Annotated in this window: 19 protein-coding genes; 6 read left to right on the forward strand and 13 right to left on the reverse strand. The window is 70.3% G+C overall.

The window, feature by feature from the left end:
• Window positions 1-62 precede the first annotated feature (62 nt).
• From G6038_RS02350 to G6038_RS02360, 3 genes are read right to left on the reverse strand one after another with little or no spacing between them, the layout of a single operon-like run.
• A complete protein-coding gene (locus G6038_RS02350) occupies window positions 63-1220 on the reverse strand; it encodes an acyl-CoA dehydrogenase family protein (RefSeq protein ID WP_165035735.1) in 1158 nt (385 codons plus the stop codon).
• Window positions 1221-1254: 34 nt separating this feature from the next.
• Window positions 1255-2448 (reverse strand): acyl-CoA dehydrogenase family protein, encoded by a 1194-nt coding sequence (locus G6038_RS02355; protein ID WP_165035736.1) that lies wholly within the window; start codon window positions 2446-2448, stop codon window positions 1255-1257.
• The gene (locus G6038_RS02360; protein ID WP_165035737.1) at window positions 2445-3713 is read right to left on the reverse strand and encodes a CoA transferase; all 1269 of its coding nucleotides are present in this window, start codon (window positions 3711-3713) and stop codon (window positions 2445-2447) included. Before G6038_RS02360 ends, G6038_RS02355 begins: the two co-directional genes overlap by 4 nt.
• Before the next feature lie 313 nt (window positions 3714-4026).
• Here G6038_RS02360 and G6038_RS02365 point away from each other — a divergent pair, with 313 nt between their 5' ends.
• The 4 genes from G6038_RS02365 to G6038_RS02380 all read left to right on the forward strand — a co-directional run bounded on the left by G6038_RS02365 (window position 4027) and on the right by G6038_RS02380 (window position 9121).
• On the forward strand, window positions 4027-5367 hold the full coding sequence (locus G6038_RS02365) for an MFS transporter (RefSeq protein ID WP_165035738.1): 1341 nt from the start codon (window positions 4027-4029) through the stop codon (window positions 5365-5367).
• A gap of 128 nt (window positions 5368-5495) precedes the next feature.
• Window positions 5496-6626 (forward strand): acetyl-CoA C-acyltransferase, encoded by a 1131-nt coding sequence (locus tag G6038_RS02370; RefSeq protein ID WP_165035739.1) that lies wholly within the window; start codon window positions 5496-5498, stop codon window positions 6624-6626.
• A 37-nt stretch (window positions 6627-6663) separates the two neighbouring features.
• Complete coding sequence (locus tag G6038_RS02375; RefSeq protein ID WP_165035740.1) at window positions 6664-7428, forward strand: SDR family NAD(P)-dependent oxidoreductase; 765 nt, start codon at window positions 6664-6666, stop codon at window positions 7426-7428.
• 10 nt (window positions 7429-7438) lie between these two features.
• Window positions 7439-9121 (forward strand): AMP-binding protein, encoded by a 1683-nt coding sequence (locus G6038_RS02380; protein ID WP_165035741.1) that lies wholly within the window; start codon window positions 7439-7441, stop codon window positions 9119-9121.
• A 176-nt stretch (window positions 9122-9297) separates the two neighbouring features.
• Here G6038_RS02380 and G6038_RS02385 read toward each other — a convergent pair whose 3' ends face one another.
• On the reverse strand, window positions 9298-10482 hold the full coding sequence (locus G6038_RS02385; RefSeq protein WP_165035742.1) for an acyl-CoA dehydrogenase family protein: 1185 nt from the start codon (window positions 10480-10482) through the stop codon (window positions 9298-9300).
• Window positions 10483-10689: 207 nt separating this feature from the next.
• Between G6038_RS02385 and fabG the strand changes: the two genes are divergently transcribed.
• Window positions 10690-11430, forward strand: coding sequence for a 3-oxoacyl-ACP reductase FabG (gene fabG / locus G6038_RS02390; protein WP_165035743.1), 741 nt, complete (start codon window positions 10690-10692; stop codon window positions 11428-11430).
• A 52-nt stretch (window positions 11431-11482) separates the two neighbouring features.
• A complete protein-coding gene (locus G6038_RS02395) occupies window positions 11483-12691 on the forward strand; it encodes an acetyl-CoA C-acetyltransferase (protein WP_165035744.1) in 1209 nt (402 codons plus the stop codon).
• An 88-nt stretch (window positions 12692-12779) separates the two neighbouring features.
• On the opposite strand, the gene G6038_RS02400 is transcribed toward G6038_RS02395, so the two are convergent.
• The 9 genes from G6038_RS02400 to G6038_RS02440 form a co-directional block, all read right to left on the reverse strand.
• Window positions 12780-13649, reverse strand: a complete 870-nt coding sequence (locus G6038_RS02400) for a LysR family transcriptional regulator (protein WP_165035745.1) — start codon at window positions 13647-13649, stop codon at window positions 12780-12782.
• A 4-nt stretch (window positions 13650-13653) separates the two neighbouring features.
• Window positions 13654-14529, reverse strand: coding sequence for a LysR family transcriptional regulator (locus G6038_RS02405; protein ID WP_165035746.1), 876 nt, complete (start codon window positions 14527-14529; stop codon window positions 13654-13656).
• 4 nt (window positions 14530-14533) lie between these two features.
• Window positions 14534-15592 carry an MBL fold metallo-hydrolase gene (locus G6038_RS02410; RefSeq protein WP_165035747.1) on the reverse strand — a complete coding sequence of 353 codons (1059 nt, stop codon included), beginning with the start codon at window positions 15590-15592 and terminating at the stop codon, window positions 14534-14536.
• On the reverse strand, window positions 15589-17151 hold the full coding sequence (locus tag G6038_RS02415) for a long-chain-fatty-acid--CoA ligase (RefSeq protein ID WP_165035748.1): 1563 nt from the start codon (window positions 17149-17151) through the stop codon (window positions 15589-15591). The genes G6038_RS02410 and G6038_RS02415 overlap by 4 nt, the downstream gene beginning before the upstream one ends.
• Window positions 17152-17510: 359 nt before the next feature.
• Window positions 17511-18161: a TetR/AcrR family transcriptional regulator gene (locus G6038_RS02420; protein WP_346772728.1), complete on the reverse strand. Its 651-nt coding sequence runs from the start codon at window positions 18159-18161 to the stop codon at window positions 17511-17513.
• Between the two features lie 283 nt (window positions 18162-18444).
• A complete protein-coding gene (locus tag G6038_RS02425; protein WP_165035749.1) occupies window positions 18445-19950 on the reverse strand; it encodes a TerD family protein in 1506 nt (501 codons plus the stop codon).
• Window positions 19951-19954: 4 nt separating this feature from the next.
• Window positions 19955-21259 carry a TerD family protein gene (locus tag G6038_RS02430; RefSeq protein WP_165035750.1) on the reverse strand — a complete coding sequence of 435 codons (1305 nt, stop codon included), beginning with the start codon at window positions 21257-21259 and terminating at the stop codon, window positions 19955-19957.
• Between the two features lie 17 nt (window positions 21260-21276).
• Window positions 21277-22119 (reverse strand): HAD family hydrolase, encoded by an 843-nt coding sequence (locus G6038_RS02435; protein WP_206024189.1) that lies wholly within the window; start codon window positions 22117-22119, stop codon window positions 21277-21279.
• A gap of 35 nt (window positions 22120-22154) precedes the next feature.
• Window positions 22155-23261: a cysteine protease StiP family protein gene (locus G6038_RS02440; protein ID WP_165035752.1), complete on the reverse strand. Its 1107-nt coding sequence runs from the start codon at window positions 23259-23261 to the stop codon at window positions 22155-22157.
• Between the last annotated feature and the right edge of the window lie 41 nt (window positions 23262-23302).

Genomic DNA, 23302 nt, shown 5'->3' on the forward strand with positions numbered 1-23302 from the left:
ATCCGCCCACGCCGTGACGTGGGCGGATTCCGGTTCACTGCACGGATCCGGTGTGCGTGGCGTCAGAGGCCGAGATCCTTGGCGATGATCGTCTTCATGACCTCGCTGGTGCCGCCGTAGATGCGGCTGACGCGGGTGTCGGCGTAGAGCCGCGCGATCGGGTACTCGGTGATGTAGCCGTAGCCGCCGTGCAGCTGCAGGCACTTGTCGATGACCCGGCCGGCGGCCTCAGTGCAGAACAGCTTGGCCTTCGCCGCGTCCGCGACGGTCAGTTCGCCGGCGTCGTGCAGGTCGAGGGCACGGTCGACCATGAGCCGGATCGCCTCGACCTCGGTGGCGCACTCGGCGAGGACGAACTTGGTGTTCTGGAACGACGCGACCGGTTTGCCGAACACCTTGCGGTCCTTGACGTACGCGATCGCGTGCGACAGCGCCGCGGCCGAGGATGCCGACGCGCCGAACGCGATGGTCAGCCGCTCCTGCGCGAGATTGTGCGTCAGGTAGGAGAATCCGGCACCCTCCTCGCCGAGCCGGTCCGTCACGGGCACCTTCACGTCGGTGAACGACAGCTCGGCGGTGTCGGACGCCTTGAGGCCGATCTTCTCGATCTTGCGGCCCACGGCAAAGCCCTCGGAGGTGGTGTCGACGACGAGAATGCTCAGCCCCGCGCGGCGGTCCTCCGGCGTGGCGGGCGCCGTGCGGCACACCACGAGGATGCGGTCGGCAAGCGCACCACCGGTGATGAAGGTCTTCGCGCCGTTGACGACGTAATGGCTGCCGTCGGCCGACAGCTTCGCCGTCGTCGAGATGTTCGCCAGGTCCGACCCGGTGCCGGGCTCGGTCATCGCGATCGCGAACATCAGGTCGCCCGAGGCGAATCCGGGCAGCCAGCGCTGCTTCTGCTCCTCGGAGGCGTACTCGAGCAGGTACGGCAGGATCAGGTTGGAGTGCACCGAGTAGCTGCCGAAGGACACGCCCGCGGCGGCCGTCTCCTCGGCGACGACGGCGTTGAACTTGATGGACTTCTCGCCGCCTCCGCCGAACTCCTCGGGTGCCTGGATGCCGAGCACGCCGAGCTCACCGAGACGGCGGTAGAAGTCGCGCGGGGGATGACCCTCGATCTCCCAGTCGTGGTGGACCGGCGCGACCTCCTTGGCGATGAAGTCGCGGACGAGCTTGCGGAAGGCCTCGTGGTCCTCGTTGAACACGGTTCGCTGCACGGAAAGGTTCTCCTTCGAATGGGGTCGATGCGGATCAGAGTGCGTAGCTGCGCAGTACGCCCTTGCTGATGATCGTCTTCTGGATCTCGCTGGTGCCCTCGCCGATGAGCAGGAACGGTGCCTCGCGCATGAGCCGCTCGATCTCGTACTCCTTGGAATAGCCGTAGCCGCCGTGGATACGGAAGCTGGCCTGGGTGACCTCCGAGCAGTACTCGCTGGTGAGGTACTTCGCCATGCCGGCGGCGACGTCGTTGCGCTCGCCGGAGTCCTTCAGCCGCGCGGCGTTGACCATCATCAGATGAGCGGCCTCGACCTTCGTCGCCATCTCCGCGAGGGAGAAGGAGATCGCCTGGTGCTGCGCGATGGGCTTGCCGAAGGTGGTGCGCTGCTGCGCATACCGGGCGGCGAGCTCGAACGCGCGGATGGCGACGCCGCAGGCGCGGGCGGAGACGTTGACGCGGCCGACCTCGACGCCGTCCATCATCTGGTAGAAGCCGCGCCCGGGAGTGCCACCGAGGACGTCGGCCGCCTTCGCGCGGTAGTTGTCGAAGATCAGCTCGGTGGTGTCGATCCCCTTGTAGCCCATCTTGTCGATCTTGCCGGGGATGGTGAGGCCGGGGACGACCTCGCCGAAGCCGGCGGGCTTCTCCACGAGGAACGTGGTGAGATTCTCGTGCGGCTTGGCGGCACCCTCCTCGGTGCGCACCAGGGCGGCCACGAGGGTCGAGCTGCCGCCGTTGGTCAGCCACATCTTCTGCCCGTTGATCACGTAGTCGCCGTCGGCGTCACGCTTGGCCTTCGTGCGGATCGCGGCGACGTCCGAGCCCAGCTCCGGCTCGGACATCGAGAAGGCGCCTCGGGTCTCGCCGGTCGCCATCTTCGGCAGGTAGTAGTTCTTCTGCTCGTCGGTGCCGTGCTGGCGCAGCATGTAGGCGACGATGAAGTGCGTGTTGATCACCCCGGACACGCTCATCCAGCCGCGGGCGAGTTCCTCGACGCACAGGGCGTAGGTGAGCAGCGACTCGCCGAGCCCGCCGTACTCCTCGGGGATCATCAGCCCGAACAGGCCCATCTCCCGCATCTGGTCGACGATGGCCTGCGGGTAGGTGTCCGAGTGTTCGAGTTCCTGCGCGTTCGGGATGATCTCCCGGTCGACGAACTGCCGGACGGTGGCGAGGATCTCGGTCTGGAACTCGGTGAGGCCGAGGGTCTGGGCGAGGCGGGTCATACGGCGAAGTCCTTCTCGAGGGCGGGGAGGGTTCCGGCGGGGACGCCGACGGTCCCGTCGGTGGCGAGACGATCGATCTCCTCGGGCGTCAGGCCGAGGTGTTCGCTGAGGACGGCGGCGGTGTCGTCGCCGTTGGCCGGCGCCGGCCGGGGCGCGGGGTGGAGGCCGTCGAACGACATCGGCAGGCTGGGGGCCAGGTGCCCGCCGACGCGGGGCTGCTCGACGTACTGGAACATCGGATTGGCGGTGACGCGAGGGTCTTTCGCGATCTCGGCGAAGGTGCGGTACCGCTCGTGCAGGATCGAGGTGCTCGCCAGTGCGGCCTCCACCTCGGCGGCGGTGTGCTCGCGGAACCACACGGCGAACAACGCGTCGAGTACCTCGCGGTGGCGGTAGCGGGCGCCCTCGTCGCGGAAGTCGGCGCCCAGGGCGGATTCGAGCGCGTCGACCGCGGCCGCCGTGCCGGTCAGTTCGGTCAGGTCGCGGAAGTGTCGCGGGGTCAGCGCGACGACCATGAAGGACGCGCCGTCGGAGGTGGTGAAGTCGCGACCGTAGGTGCCGTAGACGGCGTTGCCGATGCGGTCGCGGTCGGGCCCGCCGAGCTGGGCCTCGGCGAGGTAACCGAGGTTGCCGACGGTGGCGAGGGCGACGTCTTCGAGGGGGAGCACGATCTTCGCGCCCGCACCGGTGACCTCGCGGCGGTGCACCGCGGACGCGACCGACAGCGCGGCGTAGAGACCGCACGCGACGTCCCACGCCGGCAACAGGTGATTGACCGGGCCGCCGTGGCCGACGGGGCCGGTGGCGAGCGGGAAGCCCGCGGCGGCGTTGACGGTGTAGTCGACGGCGGAACCGCCGTCCGCACGGCCCAGGACCTGCACGTGGATCAGGTCGGGACGGATCGTGGCGAGCTCGTCGTAGTCGAGCCAGTCGCGTCCCGCGGCGTTGGTGACGAGTACCCCGGCGTCGGTGATCAGATCCCGGATCAGCTTGTGCGCGTTCGGATCCCGGAAATCCGCCGCGAGGGAACGCTTGCCCTTGTTCAGGCCCGCCCAGTAGATGGACTCGCCGCTCTCGGTGACGGGCCACCGGTGGTAGTCGGCAGCTCCGCCGATCGGGTCGACGCGGACGACCTCGGCGCCGAGCTGCGCGAGCGTCATGCCGCACAAAGGGGCGGCGATGAAGCTCGACACCTCGATGACCCGCACACCGGCCAACGGCGCGGTGGACGAGGGGAGCTCGTCGATGGAAACGGTGGGGTGCATGTCGCCTGTCCTCCCGGCCGGACGCCGGGCGCAGGAGGCGCCGGCGAATCTGTCCGGCCAAATATGCAGCACCGGCGGGCCGCAGGGCCAACACCGTTCGGCTATAGGTCGGTTAGCGCCGATCAATGGCCCTCGCGGTGGGGGGGCCGGAAGTCCATAGGTTTCGACGATCGATCGATTCGTCGACGGGACATTGCCTCAGTGACCTACACCACGTTGAATGGATCCCGAGCGCCTGATCGGTGCATCTCCTTCGATCGACGACGCACCGTCCGATCGATATATCCCTTCGAGCCATTAAGGGGACACTCCGGTGACCACTGGCGAAATCTCGCACGACACAGCGCACGGCGCCCCGCCCAAGGGGGCGTCATCACTGGTCAGCGGCAAGCAGGCGTGGGGCATGACCGGCCTCGTGATCTTCCTGTACGTCGTCAACTACGCCGACAAGGCGGTGCTGGGCATCATCGCGCAGCCGCTGGCTCGCGAGCTGGGACTGTCCTCTTCCCAGATCGGCCTCGTCGGATCCCTGTTCTTCGTGACCTTCACGCTCGGCGGCTTCCTGGCCGGTCCGCTCAACAAGTACCTCACCCTGCGGTGGGCGCTGCTGGCGCTGGCCGCGATGTGGTCGGTGGTCATGCTGCCGCTGGTCGTCTCGGCGAGCCTGGTGATGCTGATCGTCACCCGCATGCTGCTCGGCCTGGCCGAAGGCCCCAGCTCGGCGCTCATGCACACCGCCGCGTACTCCTGGCATCCCCCGGCCAAGCGCGGCCTGCCCGGCGCCTTCCTCGCGGGCTCGGCTTCGGTCGCCAAGATCGCTCTCGCCCCGATCCTCGCCTACATCACGGTCGAGTGGGGCTGGCGCGCCGCCCTGGTCTCCCTGTCGATCCTCGGCGCCGTGTGGATGGTCTCGTGGCTGACCGGCTGGAAGGAAGGCCCGTTCACCGCGACGGCCGTGAAGAAGGGCACCGGCACCGCATCCACCGAACCGTCGGTGCCGTGGAAGAGGATCTTCCTCACCCGCACGTTCATCAGCTGCGCTGTCCTGATCATGGTCGTCTACGCGCTCACCACCGTCGTGCTGACCTGGCTGCCCTCCTACTTCGAGGTGGGCCTCGGCTACAGCGCCCTGCAGGCCGGTTCGATGTTCGCCCTGCCGTCGATCGTCGGTCTGATCCTCATGGTCACGTCCGGTTCCGTCACCGACCGGCTGGCGCAGCGGGGCTACCGCTCCCGGGTCGTGCGGATCATCGTTCCCGGCATCGGCGTCCTCGTCTGCGGTTCGGTCCTGGTCTTCCTGCCCAGCATCGGCACCCCCGGCCTCGCCGTCGCGGCCGTGTCCATCGGCTACGGCTTCGGCGCGATCGTCTTCCCCCTGATCAACGCCGCCATCTCGGAGCTGTGCCCGCCGCAGCAGACCGCCGGCACGATGGGCGTGTTCCTGGCGCTGATGGCCGTCGGCGGCCTGGTCGCCCCCTACGGCACCGGCGTGCTCGTCGACAACGCGGCCACCCCGGCCGAGGGCTACGCGACCGCCTTCCAGGTCATCGGTGCACTCGGCATCGTCGCGGCGATCCTCGTCCTGGTCTTCGCGAACCCGGAGCGCGACCGCGCCGTCATCCGGGGCGAGTCGGACGTCCCCGCGAAGGCATAGCTTCCGCCTAACGGAGCCATCCACCGAATGTCCTTTCCCCACCGGCCGGGTGCGTGATCGACTCGATATCGAGGACCACCACCCGGCCGGTCGTCGTCTTCGCTCTTCTACTGCAGTTAGGAATCCCCATGCGCGATGCCGTGATCGTCGATGCCGTCCGTACTCCGATCGGGCGCCGTGGCGGTGCCCTGTCCGAGATCCATCCCGCCAACCTGTCGGCGCACGTGCTCGGGGCCCTCGCCGACCGCACCGGCCTCGATCCCGCGTCGGTCGAGGATGTCGTGTGGGGCTGCGTGAGCCAGGTCGGCGAGCAGGCCGGAATCGTCTCACGCAGTGCCGTGTTCGCCGCCGGCTGGCCCGAGACGGTTCCGGCCACCACCGTGAACCGCGCATGCGGCTCGAGCCAGCAGGCCGTCTCGTTCGCCGCGGCTACCGTGATCTCCGGCCAGAGCGACGTGGTCGTCGCCGGCGGCGTGGAGTCGATGAGCCGCGTCCCGATGGGCAGCGCGAGCAAGAACGGCGAGCACTTCCCGGCCGAGGTTCTCGAGCGGTTCGGTGTCGAGGGCTTCAGCCAGGGCACCGGCGCGGAGATGATGGCCGAGAAGTGGGGCCTGTCCCGCACCGCGCTCGACGAGTACTCGCTGCGCTCACACGAGCTGTCCGCGGCCGCGACCGACGCCGGCGCCTTCGCCGGGCAGCTCGCCCCGATCGCCGGCCTGAGCGCCGACGAGGGCATCCGCCGCGGAGGCAGCCTCGAGTCCCTGGCCAAGCTGAAGACCGTGTTCAAGGAGGACGGCGTGATCCACGCCGGCAACTCCTCGCAGATCTCCGACGGCACCGGTGCCCTGCTGATCACCACGAGCGAGTACGCCGCGGTGCAGGGATGGACCCCGATGGCCCGCATCCACACCGTCGTCGTCGCCGCCGACGATCCGGTCATCATGCTCACCGGTCCCATCGCGGCCACCGAGAAGGCGCTGAAGCGGTCGGGCCTGTCCATCGACGAGATCGGCGCCTTCGAGATCAACGAGGCGTTCGCCCCGGTGCCGCTCGCGTGGCAGATCGAGACCGGCGCCGCGATGGACCGGCTCAACCCGCTCGGTGGCGCCATCGGCGTCGGCCACCCGCTCGGCGGCTCCGGCGCGATCCTCATGACCCGCCTCGTGCACCACATGCGCGACAACGGCATCCGTTACGGCCTGCAGTCGATGTGCGAGGCCGGCGGCATGGCGAACGCCACCATCCTCGAACTGCTCTGACATCCCGCTTCGCATTTCACGAAAAGGAACGAAAAATATGGAACTGAAGGGTCTTTCCGTCGCGATCACCGGCGGCGCCTCCGGTCTCGGCCTGGCCACCGCCCGCCGCGTCCTCGACGCCGGCGGCACCGTCACCCTCATCGACCTGCCCGGCTCGCCGGGTGCCGACGTCGCGAGCTCCCTGGGTGAGGGCGCGGCCTTCGCCGCCGCCGACGTCACCGACGCCGAGCAGTTCGCCGCCGCCCTGGACGTCGCGCACGAGCGCGGCGGCCTGCGCGGACTCGTGCACTGCGCCGGCGCCGGCCGGAAGATGCGCGTCCTCGACAAGGAGGGCAAGGCCGGTTCGCTCGAGGACTTCGAGTTCGTGATCCGGCTGAACCTGATCGGCTCGTTCAACGCGCTGCGTCTCGGTGCCGAGCGCATGGCCGCGCTCGAGCCGGTCGACGGCGAGCGTGGCGCCATCGTCATGACCGCGTCGGTCGCCGCCTTCGAGGGACAGATCGGCCAGATCAACTACTCGGCGTCCAAGGCCGGCATCGTCGGCATGACCGTCGTCGCCGCCCGCGACCTGGCCAGCAAGAACATCCGCGTCAACACCATCGCCCCGGGCATCATGGACACCCCGCTGCTCGCGCGCCTGCGCGACGACGTGCGTGCCTCGCTCGAGAAGACCGTGCCGAACCCGGCGCGCCTGGGCCGCCCCGACGAGTTCGGCCGGCTGGCCACCAACATCCTCGAGAACGGCTACATCAACGGTGAGACCATCCGCCTCGACGGTGCCATCCGCATGGCCCCGCGCTGAGGTGGGACGGATGACCATGAACATGCCGGATCCGTCGACGATGTCGCTGTCCTACCCGGACGTGACGATGGGTGTGTGGGCGCCGAGCATGGCCGCCCTCTACGGCGACCGCCCGGCGATCGTCGACGGGGAACGGGTGTGCACGTACCGCGAGCTCGACGAGCGGTCCGCGCAGTTCGCCTCCGCCCTGCAGGGCGCCGGTGTCGCCCCGCGCGACGTGGTGCTGATGCACGTGGGCAACTGCATCGAGTTCATCGTGGCCTACTACGGTGCGCTGCGGGCCGGCGCCACCGTGACGCTGGTCAACCCGCTGCAACCGGAACCGGGCCTGCGCAAGCAGATCGAGGAGACGGGTGCCGTGGCGGCGGTGACCCAGCCGCAGCAGCTGGGTGTCCTGCTCGGCGCCGCGGCGGGCACCACGGCCGCGACGATCGTGGTGGTGTCCGACGAGCCGGTGGAGGTGGCCCCCACGTCCGCGGCGGTCGTGCGGTTCGACGAGTTCCTGGTCGGGCAGCCCACCGCGTTCACGCCGGCGGAGGTCGCCGGAACGGACGTCGCGCACCTGGCCTACACCGGCGGTACCACCGGCATCTCCAAGGGCGTGCGCGTGCTGCACCGCAACGTGGTCGCCAACGTGACCCAGATGTGCGGGTGGCGGGCCGCCCACCAGGTCGTCACCACCGGCGACGGGCTGGTCGCGTTGCGCCCGATCGAGGGTCTCGACGTGCACGGGGTGATCCCCGGCGAGGGCGCCACCGTCGTCGTGTCGCCGCTGTTCCATGCCCACGCGCTGATCAACACGTCGTTCCTGCTGCTGTGCGGCCTCACCCAGGTGCTCGCGGGCCGCTTCGACCCCGCCCGCATGCTCGAGCTCGTCGAGCGGCACCGCGCCAGCTACATCACCGGCAGCCCGGCGATGTGGCATGCGCTGGCCACCCACCCCGACGTCGCACGCCGTGACACCACGTCGGTGCGGGTCGTGTCGTCGGGGGCGGCGCCGATCGACCACGTCACGCTCGAGGCGCTCGGTGCGGCGTTCCCGAACGCCCGCGTGGCCGAGGGCTACGGCCTGACCGAGGGCACGTGTGTGGTCACCGCCATGCCGCTGATCATCGGGTCCACCTATCGTCTCGGCAGTGTGGGCCTGCCCCTCTTCGACACCGAGGTCGAGATCCGGGCACAGGACGATCCGAGCGTCGTCCTCGGCGAGGGCGAGCGCGGCGAACTGTGGGTCCGGGGGCCTCAGGTGACCGACGGCTACCTCGGCCATCCCGAGATCACGGCCCAGCAGTACGTGGACGGCTGGCTCGACACCGGCGACATCGCCTACCGCGACGCCGACGGCTATCTCTACATCTGCGACCGCGCCAAGGACATGCTGATCTACAAGGGCTACAACGTGTATCCGCGTGAGCTCGAGGAGATCCTGGTGTCCCATCCGGCGGTGTCGACGGCGGCGGTGGTCGGCCGCGAGGCCGGAAACGTCGGGCAGGAACCGGTCGCCTTCGTGGTGCCGGTGCCGGGCGCGCAGCCCGACCCTGCCGAGCTGATGGCGTTCGTCGCCGAGCAGGTCCTGCCCTACAAGAAGATTCGCGAGGTCGTCCTCGTGGACGCACTGCCCACCTCCGCGGCGGGCAAGGTGCTCAAGACGGATCTGCGGGCCCGGATCGAGCAGGCCGCGGCCTCACGCTGAATCGGCAGCCGGGTACCGCGACGGTGCCCGGCTGCTGCCGCGTCCCCGAGTGAGCCGCGTCCCCGAGCGAATGGACCATACTGTCGGTCTGACGAGGTGAGCGATACATTCGCTCGGACGAAGGACGAGCAGGGGCGGTGCCTTCGACAGGCACCGCCCCTCGTCGCGTTCCGGGGTCAGCCGCGCTGGGCCTGCTTGACCAGTCCGCCGCCGATGATCAGGCGCTGGATCTCGCTGGTGCCCTCGTACAGGCGCAGCAGCCGCACGTCCCGGTAGATCCGCTCGACCGGCACCTCCCGCATGTAGCCGGTGCCGCCGTGGATCTGCACCGCCAGGTCGGCGACCTTGCCGACCATCTCGGTGCAGAACAGCTTGGCCACCGACGGCGCGATCCGCCGGTCGGTGCCTGCCACCCACGCCCGCGCCGCGTCGCGCACCAGCGCCCGCCCGGCCATCACCCCGGTCTGCTGATCGGCGAGCATCGCCTGCACCAGCTGGAAGTCGCCGATCGCGGTGCCGCCCTGCGTCGCGGTCGCCGCGTACGCCACCGACTCGTCCAGGGCGCGCTGCGCCTGCCCCACCGACAGCGCCGCGATGTGCACCCGGCCGCGGGCCAGGGAGATCATCGCGGCCTTGTAGCCGACGTCCTCGCTGCCGCCGACCAGCGCCGCCGCCGGCACCCGCACCTGATCGAAGTGCACGTCCGCGGTCCAGGCACCCTCCTGGCCCATCTTGGCGTCCTTGGCGCCGACCTGCACCCCGTCGGTGTCGGCCGGGACCAGGAACACCGCGATGCCGGTGCCGTTCGCGTCGGCGGGGCGGGTGCGGGCGAAGACGACGAACAGGTCCGCGAGCGGGGCGTTGGTGATGAACCGCTTCTCGCCGGTGATAATCCAGTCGTCGCCGTCGCGCACGGCCTTGGTGCGCAGCCCGGCCGGGTTCGAGCCGGCGCCGGGCTCGGTGAGCGCGAACGAGGCGACGACCTCGCCGGAGGCGATCTTCTCGAGCCACCGCGCCTTCTGCTCGTCGGTGCCGAACCCGACGAGGACCTGGCCGGCGATGCCGTTGTTGGTGCCGAACATCGACCGCAGCGACAGCGTGGTGTAGCCCAGTTCCATCGCCAGTTCGGCGTCCTGCCGCAGGTTCAGGCCCAGCCCGCCCCACTCCTGCGGGATGGCGTACCCGAACAGGCCCATCTCCTTGGCGGCGGTGCGGATGTCGTCCGGAATCGCGTTGGTGTCGGCGATCTCCTGCTCACGCGGCACCACCACGTCACGCACGAACGCGCGGGTCTGGGCGAGGATTTCCTGGAAGTCGTCGTCGTCGACCTGGGCAGCCGGCGTCGCAGTCGGGGTTGTCATGAATCAACCATCGGTTTCCGGGGCGGCGGGTGTCCAATACGAATCACCCCATCGCCACATAGGCACTGTCGATGAATCGGGCGGGGTCGAATCACCGGTCCTCTCGGTATATTCGGAGCATCAGCCGACGGGCGTCGCCCGCGTCCTCGATTCATCGGTGCCTTCCCGCCGTCCCCGGACCGGGCAGGCTCGTGCGAAAGGAACCTCATGTCACTGCTGGAGAACCGAACCGCCGTCATCACCGGGGGCGCTCAGGGCATCGGTTTCGCGATCGCACAGGAGTTCGTCGACGCCGGGGCTCGGGTCGTCCTCGGCGACCTCGACCTCGACGCCGCGACGGCCGCTGCCGAGAAGCTCGGTGGCCGCGAGGTGGCACGGGCGGTGCGGTGCAACGTGGTGAACGCGGACGAGTGGGACGCGCTCCTCGCGGAGGCCGTCGACGGGTTCGGCTCGCTCGACGTCGTCGTCAACAACGCCGGCATCACCCGTGACGCGACGATGCGCACCATGACCGAGGAGGACTTCGACCTGGTGATCGCCGTCCACCTCAAGGGCACCTGGCACGGCACCCGCAAGGCGTCGGCGATCATGCGCGAGTCGAAGCGCGGCGCCATCGTCAACATCTCCTCGCTCTCCGGCAAGGTCGGCATGATCGGCCAGACCAACTACTCGGCCGCGAAAGCGGGCATCGTCGGCCTCACCAAGGCGGCCGCGAAGGAGATGGCGCACCACGGCGTGCGGGTCAACGCGATCCAGCCGGGCCTGATCCGTTCCGCGATGACCGAGGCGATGCCGCAGAAGGCGTGGGATCAGAAGATGAGCGAGATCCCCATGGGCCGGCCCGGCGAGGTGTCCGAGATCGCGTCCGTGGCCCTCTTCCTCGCGTCCGACATGTCCTCGTACATGACCGGTACGGTACTCGAGGTCACCGGCGGCCGATTCATGTGAGTCATTGTCCCACAGCCCCTTCCACAATCACTCTCCCCTCACGAAGGTCGTCATGCGCGAAGTAGTCATCTGCGAGCCCGTCCGCACCCCCATCGGCCGCTACGGCGGAATGTTCAAGTCCCTCACCGCCGTCGACCTCGGTGTCGCCGCACTGAAGGGCTTGATCGAGCGCACCGGGATCGCCCCCGACGCGATCGAGGACGTCATTCTCGGCCACTGCAACGGCAACAGCGAGGCTCCGGCCATCGGCCGTGTCATCGCGCTCGACGCCGGTCTGCCGATCACGGTGCCCGGCATGCACATCGACCGTCGCTGCGGTTCCGGTCTGCAGGCCGTCATCCAGGCCGCGTTCCAGGTGGGCAACGGTGACAACGAGGTCGTCGTCGCCGGCGGCGCCGAGTCGATGAGCAACGCCTCGTTCTACTCCGTCGACATGCGCTGGGGTGGCGCCCGCACCGGCGTGCAGATGCACGACAGCCTCGTCCGCGCCCGCGCCACCGCCGGTGGCCGCCACTACCCGGTGCCCGGCGGCATGATCGAGACCGCCGAGAACCTGCGCCGCGACTACGGCATCAGCCGGCTCGAACAGGACGAGCTCGCGGTCTCCTCCCACGCCCGCGCCGTCGCCGCGCAGAAGAACGGCATCCTCGCCGAGGAGATCGTCCCGGTCACCGTCACGACCCGCTCCGGCGATGACGTCATCGACACCGACGAGCATCCCCGTTCGGACGTCACCGTCGAGTCGCTGGCGAAGCTGAAGCCGATCATGGGCAAGCAGGATCCCGAGGCCACGGTCACCGCCGGTAACGCCAGCGGCCAGAACGACGCCGCGTCGATGTGCCTCGTCACCACTCCCGAGCGCGCCGCGGCGCTGGGCCTGACCCCGCTCGTGCGGGTCGTGTCCTGGGGCCTGGCCGGGGTGGCTCCGAAGATCATGGGCATCGGCCCGGTTCCGGCCACGGAGAAGGCCCTCGCCAAGGCCGGTATCACGCTCGCCGACGTCGACGTGATCGAACTCAACGAGGCCTTCGCGGCGCAGGCGCTCGCCGTGACCCGCGAATGGAAGTTCGGCGCAGCCGATTTCGAGCGGACCAACGTCCACGGGTCCGGTATCTCGCTGGGCCACCCGGTTGGCGCGACCGGCGGCCGCATGCTGGCGACGCTCGCCCGGGAACTGCACCGCCGCGACGGCCGCTACGGTCTCGAGACGATGTGCATCGGCGGCGGCCAGGGCCTGGCCGCGGTGTTCGAGAGGGTGTAGGCCGCTTCGCGGCCGGTGTGTCCTTCGGGCTGTGGGAGCAACCCAAAGGACACACCGGCGCGTCAGCGCCGTAGGACGAACGGGCGCGTCAGCGCCGACGGACCAGGTCGACGAACGCCTGACCGACCGCAGACAGGGTCGCCGGATCGAACGCGAGCCCGTACGTGCCCGCCAGCCGCGGCTCGCATGCGCGCACCACGAGCCGGTCCTCTGCGGCCTCCGCCGGCACCCGATCCACGATCGACCCGCCGAGTCCGGCTGCCACCATCGGCAGCCGGACTTCGCGCTGGCCGACGAGGACGGAAATCTCCGGACGGGCACCGGCCGCGCGCAGCGCCGACTCCACCGCATCGACCATCGACGCACCGGTCGGCGCGAACACCATGGGGATGTCCGGCAGCTCGGACAGGTGGATCGGGCCCTCCGGCAGCTCGGACCCCGGCGGATACGCCAGCCACCACTCCTGCTCGCCCAGCTCGATTACCTCGAGTCCGTCGCCGCCCTCGAGAGGCAGGTGCGCGACGACGAACTCGCAGTGGCCGTCGCGGATCAGCGACGCGACCAGCTCCTCGTCCCGCAGTGCCGAGAACCGCACGGCGACCTTGGGGTATTCGCGGCGGAACCGGGCGATCAGCTCCACCAGCGGGCCGACGGACAGCGCCGGGAAGGCCATGATGTCGAGCCGGCCCGCCACCGCGCCGTCCGACGTCGTGAGCAGCTCCTCGACCGCGGTCACGTCACGCAGGATCTGCCGGCTCGGGCCGATGAGGCTGCGGCCCGCCGCGGTGAGAACCATGCCGCGACCGATGCGGTGGAACAGCTCGACGCCGAGCTCGCGTTCGAGGCTGCGCAGGGCCTGCGACACCGTCGGCTGCGCGACGCCGAGCGCGGCCGCGGCCCCGTTGATGCCGTTGTTCTCGACGACCGCGAGGAAGTACTCCACCTGCCGGAAATCCACAGTCCTACCCTCCCTGTCGCAGTGTCGAGGCGACGTCGAGGAACGCCGCCGCGGCCGGCGACGGCTCGCCCGCCCGCAGCACGAGTCCGACGGGCCGGGTCAGTGGCGGCTCCAGGGGCCGCACCGTCACCGTGGGCATCTGCTGTTCGGCCACCGGCCTGGGCACCACCGTTGCGCCGGTGCCCAGGCACACCAGTTCCCACGTCGCCGCCGGGTGGGCGCAGTCGACGACGACATTGGCGGCATTCTCGGCGAGCAGCTCGCCCGCCTTCGCGGCGTTGGTCCGGTCGCCGAGATCGACGACGAGGGGTACGTCCCGCACACGGGTGCGCGGGATCGGGTCCGGCAGGTCGGCCGCGAGGTCGTGGTGGAGGGCGAGCACGAGCTCCTGCTCGAACAGCGGCACGGTGATCATGCCCGCGTGCTCGACCGACAGGTCGGTCACGCCGATCTCCGCCTCGCCGCGGCGCAACGCGGTGTGCACCCCGGCGGGACCGTCCGTGTCGACGATCCGCACCAGGATGTGCGGGTAGCGGTCCCGGAAGCGGCGGGCGAGCTCGATCATCGGGTCGAACGAGAACGACGAGTACGTCACCACGTCGACGCGGCCCGAGGCGAGTTCGCGTACCGCAGCGACCTTCGCCTTCGCCCGCTCGACGTCGGCGAGGATGCGGCGCGCCGCTACGTCGAGCCGGCGACCGTCCTCGGTGAGCGTGAGCCGGCGCCCGGTCCGGTCGAACAGGGTTGTGCCGAGCCGACGTTCGAGTGTGCGGATGGCCTGCGACAGCGACGGCTGCGAAATGTAGAGGGACTGGGCGGCCTTCGTGATTCCACCCCGGTCGACGACCGCGACGAAATAGGTGATGAGGTGAAGGTCCACCCGATCATCGTACGGGGGTGCCGACGGCCGGCGTCCAGCGGTCCGGATCGGTGCCGCACCCGGTGACCACTTCCCGGTCTGCGAGAACCAGCAGGTGGGCGTCGGTCTCGCGCACCGCGAGCCGGCGCAGCCGCGGCGGCATCGTCTCGAACGGACGGGACCACGAGATCCGCGTGGAGACCTCCCACGCCGTGGAACCGGGATGCCGGGACACGACGTCGGCGATCTCGGCCAGCCGTTCCTCGTGGTGGCCGAGCAGCGCCTGCGCGCGGGAAGCGACACCGCGGAAACGGTATTCGTGCGCGGGGAAGACCTCACCGTCGGGCAGGCTCGTGGTGGCGTGCAGCGACAGCAGGTAGCGGTGCAACGGATTCGGCAGCTCACCCGGGATGGTGGAGATGTTGGGACTGATGCGGGGGAGCATGTGGTCGCCGCTGAACACAAGTTCGTGGGTTTCGTCGACGAAGCACAGGTGTCCGGGGGTGTGGCCGGGCGTCCACACGGCGTGCAGGTCCCAACCCGGCAGATCCAGGGGTGTGCCGTCGTCGAGCACGACGTCGAGCGATTCGCGCGGCCCGAAACGGACCAGTTCCATGACCTCGCCCGATCGGACGTCCTCGGGCGCTCCGAGCCGGGCCAGTTGCCGGGCCCACGACGCGGCGTACCCTTCCCGGTCCGTCGCGGTGTGGTGGCCGAGCAGCGACGCGTCGGCGGCATGCATCGCCAGGGCGGCACCGCTGACCTCGCGCAGCCGCGGCGCCAGACCGAAGTGGTCCGGGTGCAGGTGGGTGATCGCCGCGAACCGGACCTCGGTGATGTCGTGCCCGGTCTGCCGGATCCCGTCGACCAGGGCCTGCCACGACTGTTCCGAGTCCCAGCCGACGTCGATCAGGGCCAGGCCGTCCGGCAGGGCCAGGGCGTAGACCAGCACGTAGCGCAGCGGGTTCTTCGGCATGGGCACGGGAATCGACCACAGCCCGGGCCGGACCTGCTCGACCGGTGGCAGTTCGCCGCGCCGCCACGCCTCCTGCTGCACGACCCCGACGACCTCGACCGCGGTCATGACACCTCCTCCGCGAGGGTGTCGCGCAGCGTGCGTTTGAGGATCTTGCCGCTGGCGTTGCGCGGCAGCTCGCTGACGAAGTGGATGCGCTGCGGCTTCTTGTAGGAGGCGAGCCGGCCGGTGGTGAACGCGACCAGTTCGCTCTCGTCCGGCACGGCGGCACCGTCGGTCACGCGCACGACGGCGGTGACGGCCTCGCCCCACTTGCGGTCGGGGACCCCGACCACGGCGACCTCGGCGACGGCGGGATGCTCGGCGAGCACCGACTCCACCTCGATCGGGTAGACGTTCTCCCCGCCGGTGATGATCATGTCCTTCACCCGGTCGGTGACGAACAGGTAGCCGTCCTCGTCGAGGTGGCCGGCGTCGCCGGTGCGCAGGAACCCGTCGTGGGTGAACAGCGCCGCGGTCTCCTCCGGGCGCCGCCAGTAGCCGGACGTGTTGTGGCGGGAGCGGCACACGATCTCGCCGGACCCGCCCACCGGCAGGTCCTCCCCGGTCGCCACGTCGCGGATGGCGATCTCCACACCGGGCATGGGACGGCCCGCCGAGCGCAGCAGGTAGGAGCGGGGACCGGTCGGGTCGTGGTCCTCGACGCGCAGCGCGGTGACGGAGCCGCTCGTCTCCGTCATCCCGTAGCGCTGGACGAATCCGCAGCCGAGGGTGTGCACGGCGCGGCGCAGCATCGACGGGGTGACGGGGGAGGCGCCGTAGAAGATCAACTGCAGGCTCGACAGGTCGAACGTGTCCAGGCCGGGCAGGTCGAGCAGCATCTGGACGGTCGCGGGCACCAGGAACGCATGGGTGATGCGATGGCGTTCGACGAGCGCCGCGACGGTGCGCGGCTGGAACTCGCCGAGCAGGACGGCGTGCACACCGGCGGACAGGCAGGTGCTCAGCCATCCGGCCCCGGCGATGTGGAACAGCGGCATCGCGTTCAGCGCCACCGAGTCGGGCTGCCAGTGGTAGATGCGCTGTCCCTCCTCGTCGTTGTGGAGGTTGCGGTGGGTGATGAGCACCCCCTTCGGCATGCCGGTGGTGCCGGAGGTGTACAGCTGCAACAGCGTCGTGTCGGGGTCGTCGCCGCAGCCGGGATCGGTGTCGGCGCCGGTGGCGGTGAGCCGTTCCCACGTCCACGCCCCGGGCAGCAGGTCGTCGCCGGGCTCGGTGTCGACGAGGACGACGGGCAGGCCGGGCAGTGCGGCGCGGATCGCCTCGGCTGCCGCTGCGAACCCGGATTCGACGACGAGCACGTCGAGTTCCGCGTCCTCGGCGATGCGGGCGGCCTCCGCGGGGGTGAGCCGCCAGTTCAGGGGGACGAACACCAGCCCCGCTTTTCCGCAGGCGACGAACGTCTCGCCGGCCTCGAGCCGCATGCGCAGCAGCGCCCCGATCCGACCGCCGCGACGGGCCAGCCCGCTCAGGGCGGTCGCGAGCCGGTTGGTGCGCCGGTCGAGTTCGGCGAAGGTGACGGTGGTGTCGCCGCAGGTCAGTGCGAGTGCGTCCGGCCGTTCCGCCGCGTGCTGCCGGACCCGCTGCGGAAGGTGCAGACCGCTCACATCCCACTCCTCGTTCCGTTCGGCGAGCGCCTCGATGTCGGGCCCGCCGTGCCCGATCAGTCGATCACCGCCGCCTCGGCGGAACAAAGACCAAGATCCACAGCGACCGATAGGGAGTGCCTATGTCGGGGCCCGGCAGCGGGCGACTGTCCTTGCGCGCCGAAGTGCTTCCTGCGCGGGTACGGCGGACGCGCGCGAGGAGCACGGCGAATGTGGGCGTCCCTCGTGCCTACGCGGGCGACGCGTCGACGGGGCGTCGGCTCGGAATCGGGTGTCGCCCGTGTTCCTCCACCCGCGTGCCGGCCCGTACATCGGGACCTCCTAACGGCGTTCCCGGAGGTACTCCGAAATCAGTACCCTCACTCCGATGTCGTGAACCCTCGCGTGCAGAACTCCCACGTCTCCTCTGCCGTGATGGGGGAAGTCGCGTTGTCGCTCCCGCCAGTCGACTGCGCGATGCACATGACCGTCTGCATCGTCATAGTGGCGATACGGCGCGGGTCGAGTCCGGATCGTAGCTTGCCGGCTGCCGCCACGTTCTCCACGAGTTCGGTGAAGAGGTCGAGCAGGGCGGCGTGGGCCACCTTGACCTCGGCTGGGTGGGACACCAGCAGTTGTGGCGCGAAGTCCGTGAACAGCGGCCGCTCGGCGTGGGAATCGGGTCGCGATTGCTCGAAGAGCAGTTCGACGGACACACGTAGCTGATCGAGCGGCTCCGCCTGGACTGACGCGGCGGCGCGGATCCGATCGGCCGAACGGGTCAGGGCGTCCTCGTAAATGGCCAGCAGGAGTTCGTGCTTGCCGCTGAACTGGAGGTAGAAGCTGCGGAGTGACTGCTTCGAGCGTTCTACCACCTCCTGCACCGTGAAATCGGTGCTGCCCTTTTCGATCATGATCGCCTGCGCGGCGTCGAGGAATCGCTGGACGCGCTGCTCGGCGCGGAGTTTGGCGGTGCGGATGGAGCGCTCGACTGCCCGTTGCTTCCATGCGGGCTCTTCGGTGCCGGTCACGGCCTGATCCACTCCCCTGTCGTGACGAGAACGTGTGTGCACTGTACCGGAGGGCAGGGGCATCACCTCGCCTGCTTCCGGCTCGTTTCCGGAATTGAGACTGTCATTTCGGCTGGGTGGGAGTCTTGTCGTCGCGGGCGGGCTCGCACTCCGCCTTCCGGCGGCATGCTGTGGCGAACGCTCGCCGGCCGACCATGTGGAGTCGCCCGCCGCCGAGCGTTCCACTCTGCGGATTCCCTTGTGGCGCTGTGGTTCCGGATCGGCCGGCGTCGTCCGCGACGGTTCAGCGCCCGAGCGCAGCGACGACGTGGCGGAGCCCGTCGAGGTCGGGCGCAGTGTCCGGCGTGAGCTGCCAGTCGGTGCCGGTCCACGGATCGGCCATGTGGGTGCCCGGCGCCACCGGTAGGTGCTGAGCTTCCTGCGAGAGCAGGTCCAGCAACGGCTCGTCCGTCACACCGTCGTCCTCGCCGACGATGATCACCGAAACCGGCTTTGTTGCAACCGCTTCCACGATCCGGACGATGTGCATCAGATCGTCACGAGTGTAGCCGTGCGGGATACCCGAGAGCACCACGATCCGTGGCGCCGGTGGCTCGGCGCCCGGATCCGCGGTCGCGGCCAGCGCGGCGAGATCGACCGCGTGCGCCACGTCGCGCAACCGGGGCCCGATGCCGGGAACGTCGCGGACGACCGGGCCCGTCACTGCGAAGGACACCACATCGGCGAGGGCGGACAACGCACCGGCCGTGTCGACGACATCGAGGCGCGCGCCGGGGTACGCCGCAAGGAGCCGGACCACGAGGGCCGACACCACTGGGGCGGCGACGGCAGGGTCCCCGTCGACCCACAGCGGGCGTCGCAGTGGCAACGCGAGGCACAGCGGAAGGATCGGCGAGTCACGGTCCGGGGACGCGAGTTCGCCGATCCGCAGCCCGTTTCCGCCGAGACCCGGCCGCTGCCACGCCGGTGCGTCCCACGAGGCCATCGCCGCGGGCAGGGCCGCGCCGACGGCGCGCAGTTCCTCGGTCAACAACGCGGTGTCGGCGGCGTGCCGGGCGCGAGCCGCGGCGATCAGTTCGTCGCATCGCCGATTCGCCTCGGCCCGGGCCCGGTCGGCGGCCGGTCCGGTGCGGCGGGCCGGGTCGGAGACGGCCGCGGACAGTTCCTCGTCGAGCCGGTGCAATGCGTAGTCGTGCGCGGAGACGAACGCGGCGGCGGAACGGGAGGCGTCCTCGAAGATCTGCCAGGTCCGCTCCCACGCCTGCTCCGGCTCGACCGGCACCGTCGCCGGGGTATCCGGCGTGGGCGGGGCCGGCTCGTCGTCGACGTCCACGCCGTGCGCGTGGAACAGTTCGGCGAGTCCACCGGCATACCCCTGGCCCACCGCCCGCAACTTCCATCCGCCGTCGCGGCGGTACACCTCCCAGCAGATCACCGCCGACTCGCCATCGGCAACGGGCGCGTCGAACGTGGCCGGCCCGGATCCCGGCGGCCCGGTCAGGTCGGTGGTCAGCGCGCCCACGGGCCCTCGGTCCGAGGAGACTGCCAGCAGCACCGCGGCGGCCTCCGGGCACACCCGGTCGAGATCCACGACGACGGCGTCGCCGGCCAGATCCACGCCCGTCGCCCCGGGCTGGTTGTAGAACACGGCGTCCGCGGCGGTGCGTACCTGCAGGTTCGCGTCCACCACCAGCGCGCACACGTCCAGCGGCCCCGCCGCGCGGGCCGTGAAGCGGACCCGGCGCGCCGTCAGCGGGGCGTTCTGCCCCGCCGTGAATCTCCCCGTCACGGCGTCAGGACACCAGGAACCGGCCGAGCTGCGGCGCGGCCTCACCGGGGTGCTTGGCCTGGATGCCCTCGCCGATGGCCTGGAGCTTCCAGTCCTGCCCCTGCCGGTACACCTTGGCCATCACCATGCCGGTGAACGGCATGCCGCCCTGCAGGGTGTAGCGGGCCAGCTCTGCGTTGTTGGTGCCGTCCACCAGCCGGCAGAACGCGTTCGCGACCTGCTCGAAGGTGTGCCCCTTGTACGAGGTGACGATGAACATGACCGTCGTGATGTGGGCCGGGACCCGGGTGAGGTCGACGAGCACGACCTCGTCGTCGCCGGCGCCCTCGCCGGTGAGGTTGTCCCCCTGGTGCTGGACCGAGCCGTCCTTGGACCGCAGCTGGCCGTAGTACGCGACGTCGACGAGGTTCTGGTCGGCGAACAGCACGGCCGACGCGTCGAGGTCGATGTCGGCGGCACGGTTGCCGAACAGACCGCGCTTCGCGACCGGATCCCAGCCCAGCCCCATGCGCAGGTAGGTCAGGGCCACACCGCCCTCCTTGCGGAGGGTGACCTTCTGGCCCTTGACGAGGCTGACCGGCCGGCTCTTGGTGAGGCTGACCTCGGGTTGGGCGTCCTGCGCCGGCTGCGGCGCGGAGGCCTGCACGTACGGCTGCGGCGGGGCCGGCTGCTGGTAGGGCTGCGGAGCAGAAGCCGGCGGCGTGGCGTAGGCCGGCGGTACGGGCGGCGCGGCCGGGGCCGAGGGCGGCACGGCCCGAGCCGGTTGCGGTGCGGGCTGAACCGGTTGCGGCGCGGCCGCGGGCGCGTCGTCGACGCTCACCCCGTGATCGCTCACGAGCGCGGCGAACCCGCCCGCGTATCCCTGGCCGACGGCCCGCACCTTCCACGCGCCCTGCCGTCGGTACAGCTCGAGGGCGATCACGATCGACTCGCTGCTCAGTCCGTCGATCCGGTACTCGTAGAGGACGTTGCCCGCGGTGTCGGAGACCCGCGCGGACGGCGGGGCGAAACGACCGAAGCTGCTCGACGCGTCGTCGAGGGTGATGACCGCGCGCACCTGGTCGATGTCTGCCGGCACCTGGTTCAGCGACACGGCCAGCGAGGCGGCCTGTCCGGGGGCGCCCGGCACGAGCCGCACCCCCGGCCCGGTGGGCTGGTTGAAGAAGACGAAGTCGGCGTCGGAGCGCACCTTGCCGTCGGGCTTGACCAACAGGGCAGACAGGTCGGCCGGGGTGGTCAGCTCGAGCGAGACGACGACGTCGGTGGCGGTGAGGGGGCCGTTCTGACCCTTGGCGAGAGATACGGGCACGGGTGGGGTCCTCACTGTTACTGGATACTCTGTCTCGGGGAACGTGGAGCGTCACTGCCACTGTACGAAGCCGCACGGATCCGGGCGGATCGGGCGAACCAGGCCAGGATCTCCTCGCCGGCCCGGATCCCCGCCTGCCTGGTCACCGTCACCGTCGGGTGCCGCCAGTCCAGCGCCTCGAGTTCGCCGTGTCGCGGCCGGATCGCGGCGTCGGCGGCGGTCAGCATCTCGGCGTCGAGTGCGCCGTCCCCGGCGGCCAGTACGACGGCGTCCGGAGCGAGCGTGCCGTCGCCGACCAGACGCCGTCGGACCTCGGCGACCGCGCGGCTCTTGCACACCGCCGACGGCATCGTGTACAGCTTGCGGCCCTGCTGGGACGCGTTCCATCCGCGGCGCCGGCACCAGTGGTCCCATTCGTCGAGGAAGCCGACGGGCTGCGCGGCGACGTCGATCACGAGATAGCAGAACAGATCGTCGGCGACCCGGAACTTGTGCACCCAGTCGTCGGAGATGCGGCGGCGCAGTTCGGCGGTGACCTCGTCGAGTCCGGCGCCCTCGGTGCGCACGGCCGTGTCCACCGCCTGCCGCCACCCGGTGTCCGGTACCCCGTCGGCGAGGATCATGCCGCCGTTGCTGGCGATCGCGTAGCGCCACGGTGCGCCGGGCAGCGCGATGCGCCGGAACTGTTCCGGGGTGCGCGTGGTGGTCGGCACCACCACCGCGGCGGCGGCCAGGTCGCGCAGGCGCTGCGCGGATGTGACGGTCAGGTACGACAGGGGCGCACCGTCGTAGTGCTCGACACACACCAGATCGCCGTCGACGACGGGTGATTCGCCCATCGCGGCGCGCGAGTAGATCATCGTGCGGTCGAGGTCGGTGGCGACGAGGGTGGTGGTCACGGCAGATCCTTGATCAGTCCCATGCAGGAATACGCCAGGTCGGGAACCGTTTCGACCGGCACGTCGCGGGCTGCGGCGAGCATCCGGATGTGGGCGTGCTCCTCGGCGTCGGCCTCGCGGACCAGCACCCGCCACGGCACGCGCCGCAACAGCACCCGGGTGGTCTCGCCGACACCGGGTTTGACGTAGTTGACGGTGGAGATGCCGTACGCGGCCCGTACCTTCTCCACCGACTCCCAGCCCGCCCACGTGGGGGTGCGGTCGGACCGCAGGATGTCCCCGGCGGCGGCGACTGCGGCGTCCCGATCGCCGAATTCCGCGGCGACGGTGTCGAGAAGCACGGCCGAGGCGTCCTCGCCGGCGAGTTCGGCGTAGAACTTCGCACCGTGGAACTCGCCCGCACCGATCAGGGTGTCGTTGAGGACCGTACGCGAGACGAGCCCGGAGACAGTGGAATTCAGGCATGCCGAGGCGATGAGGAAGTCGTCGCGGGTGCCGTAGGTCCGCACGCAGTATCCGGGATCCGCGAGCACGGCGAGGTCGCCGGAGAGTTCCGGGCCGGCCGCGGCCCGGTATTCGGCGAGGGCCGCCGTGAGTTCGCGGGCGATGGCGCCCTTGCCGGTCCAGCCGTCGACGAACACCACCGACGCCGGATCGTGACGCGCCGTCACGTAGTCGAGGGCGGCGAAGTCGATGCCGCGGCCCCGTACGATCGACACCGCATAGTGCGGCAGGTCCAGCCCGTGGTGCCGCTGCGCCCAGCGGCGGATCAGGATGCCGACGGGAGTGCCGGCGCGGGCGAGGGACACGAGCGTCAGATCCCGGCCCCGTTCGGCGAGCAGCAGTTCGGTGACCGTGCCGACGGCGTGGGCGAGGCGGCCCGCCGTCGCGGCGAGCACCTTGTCGAACAGTTCGCGGTAAGCGGCGTCCGGCTGGTATTCGATCGGCAGCGTCTCGGCGTAGTGGGCGAGACCCGCCTGGATGCGGCGCTCGCGCTCGGCGATGTCGGCCTCGAGGGCGACGTGCGAGAGGTCCTTGAGGAGCCACCGCACCTCGTCCGGGGCGTAGGAGCCGAAGTCGGGTCCGGCCAGCGGAACGGTCATCTGATGTGCGGCGCGGATACTCCCTTGTTCACGAGGGAGAG

The sequence above is a fragment of the Rhodococcus sp. 14C212 genome, from assembly GCF_011058195.1.
GTDB classification, from domain to species: domain Bacteria; phylum Actinomycetota; class Actinomycetes; order Mycobacteriales; family Mycobacteriaceae; genus Rhodococcus; species Rhodococcus aetherivorans.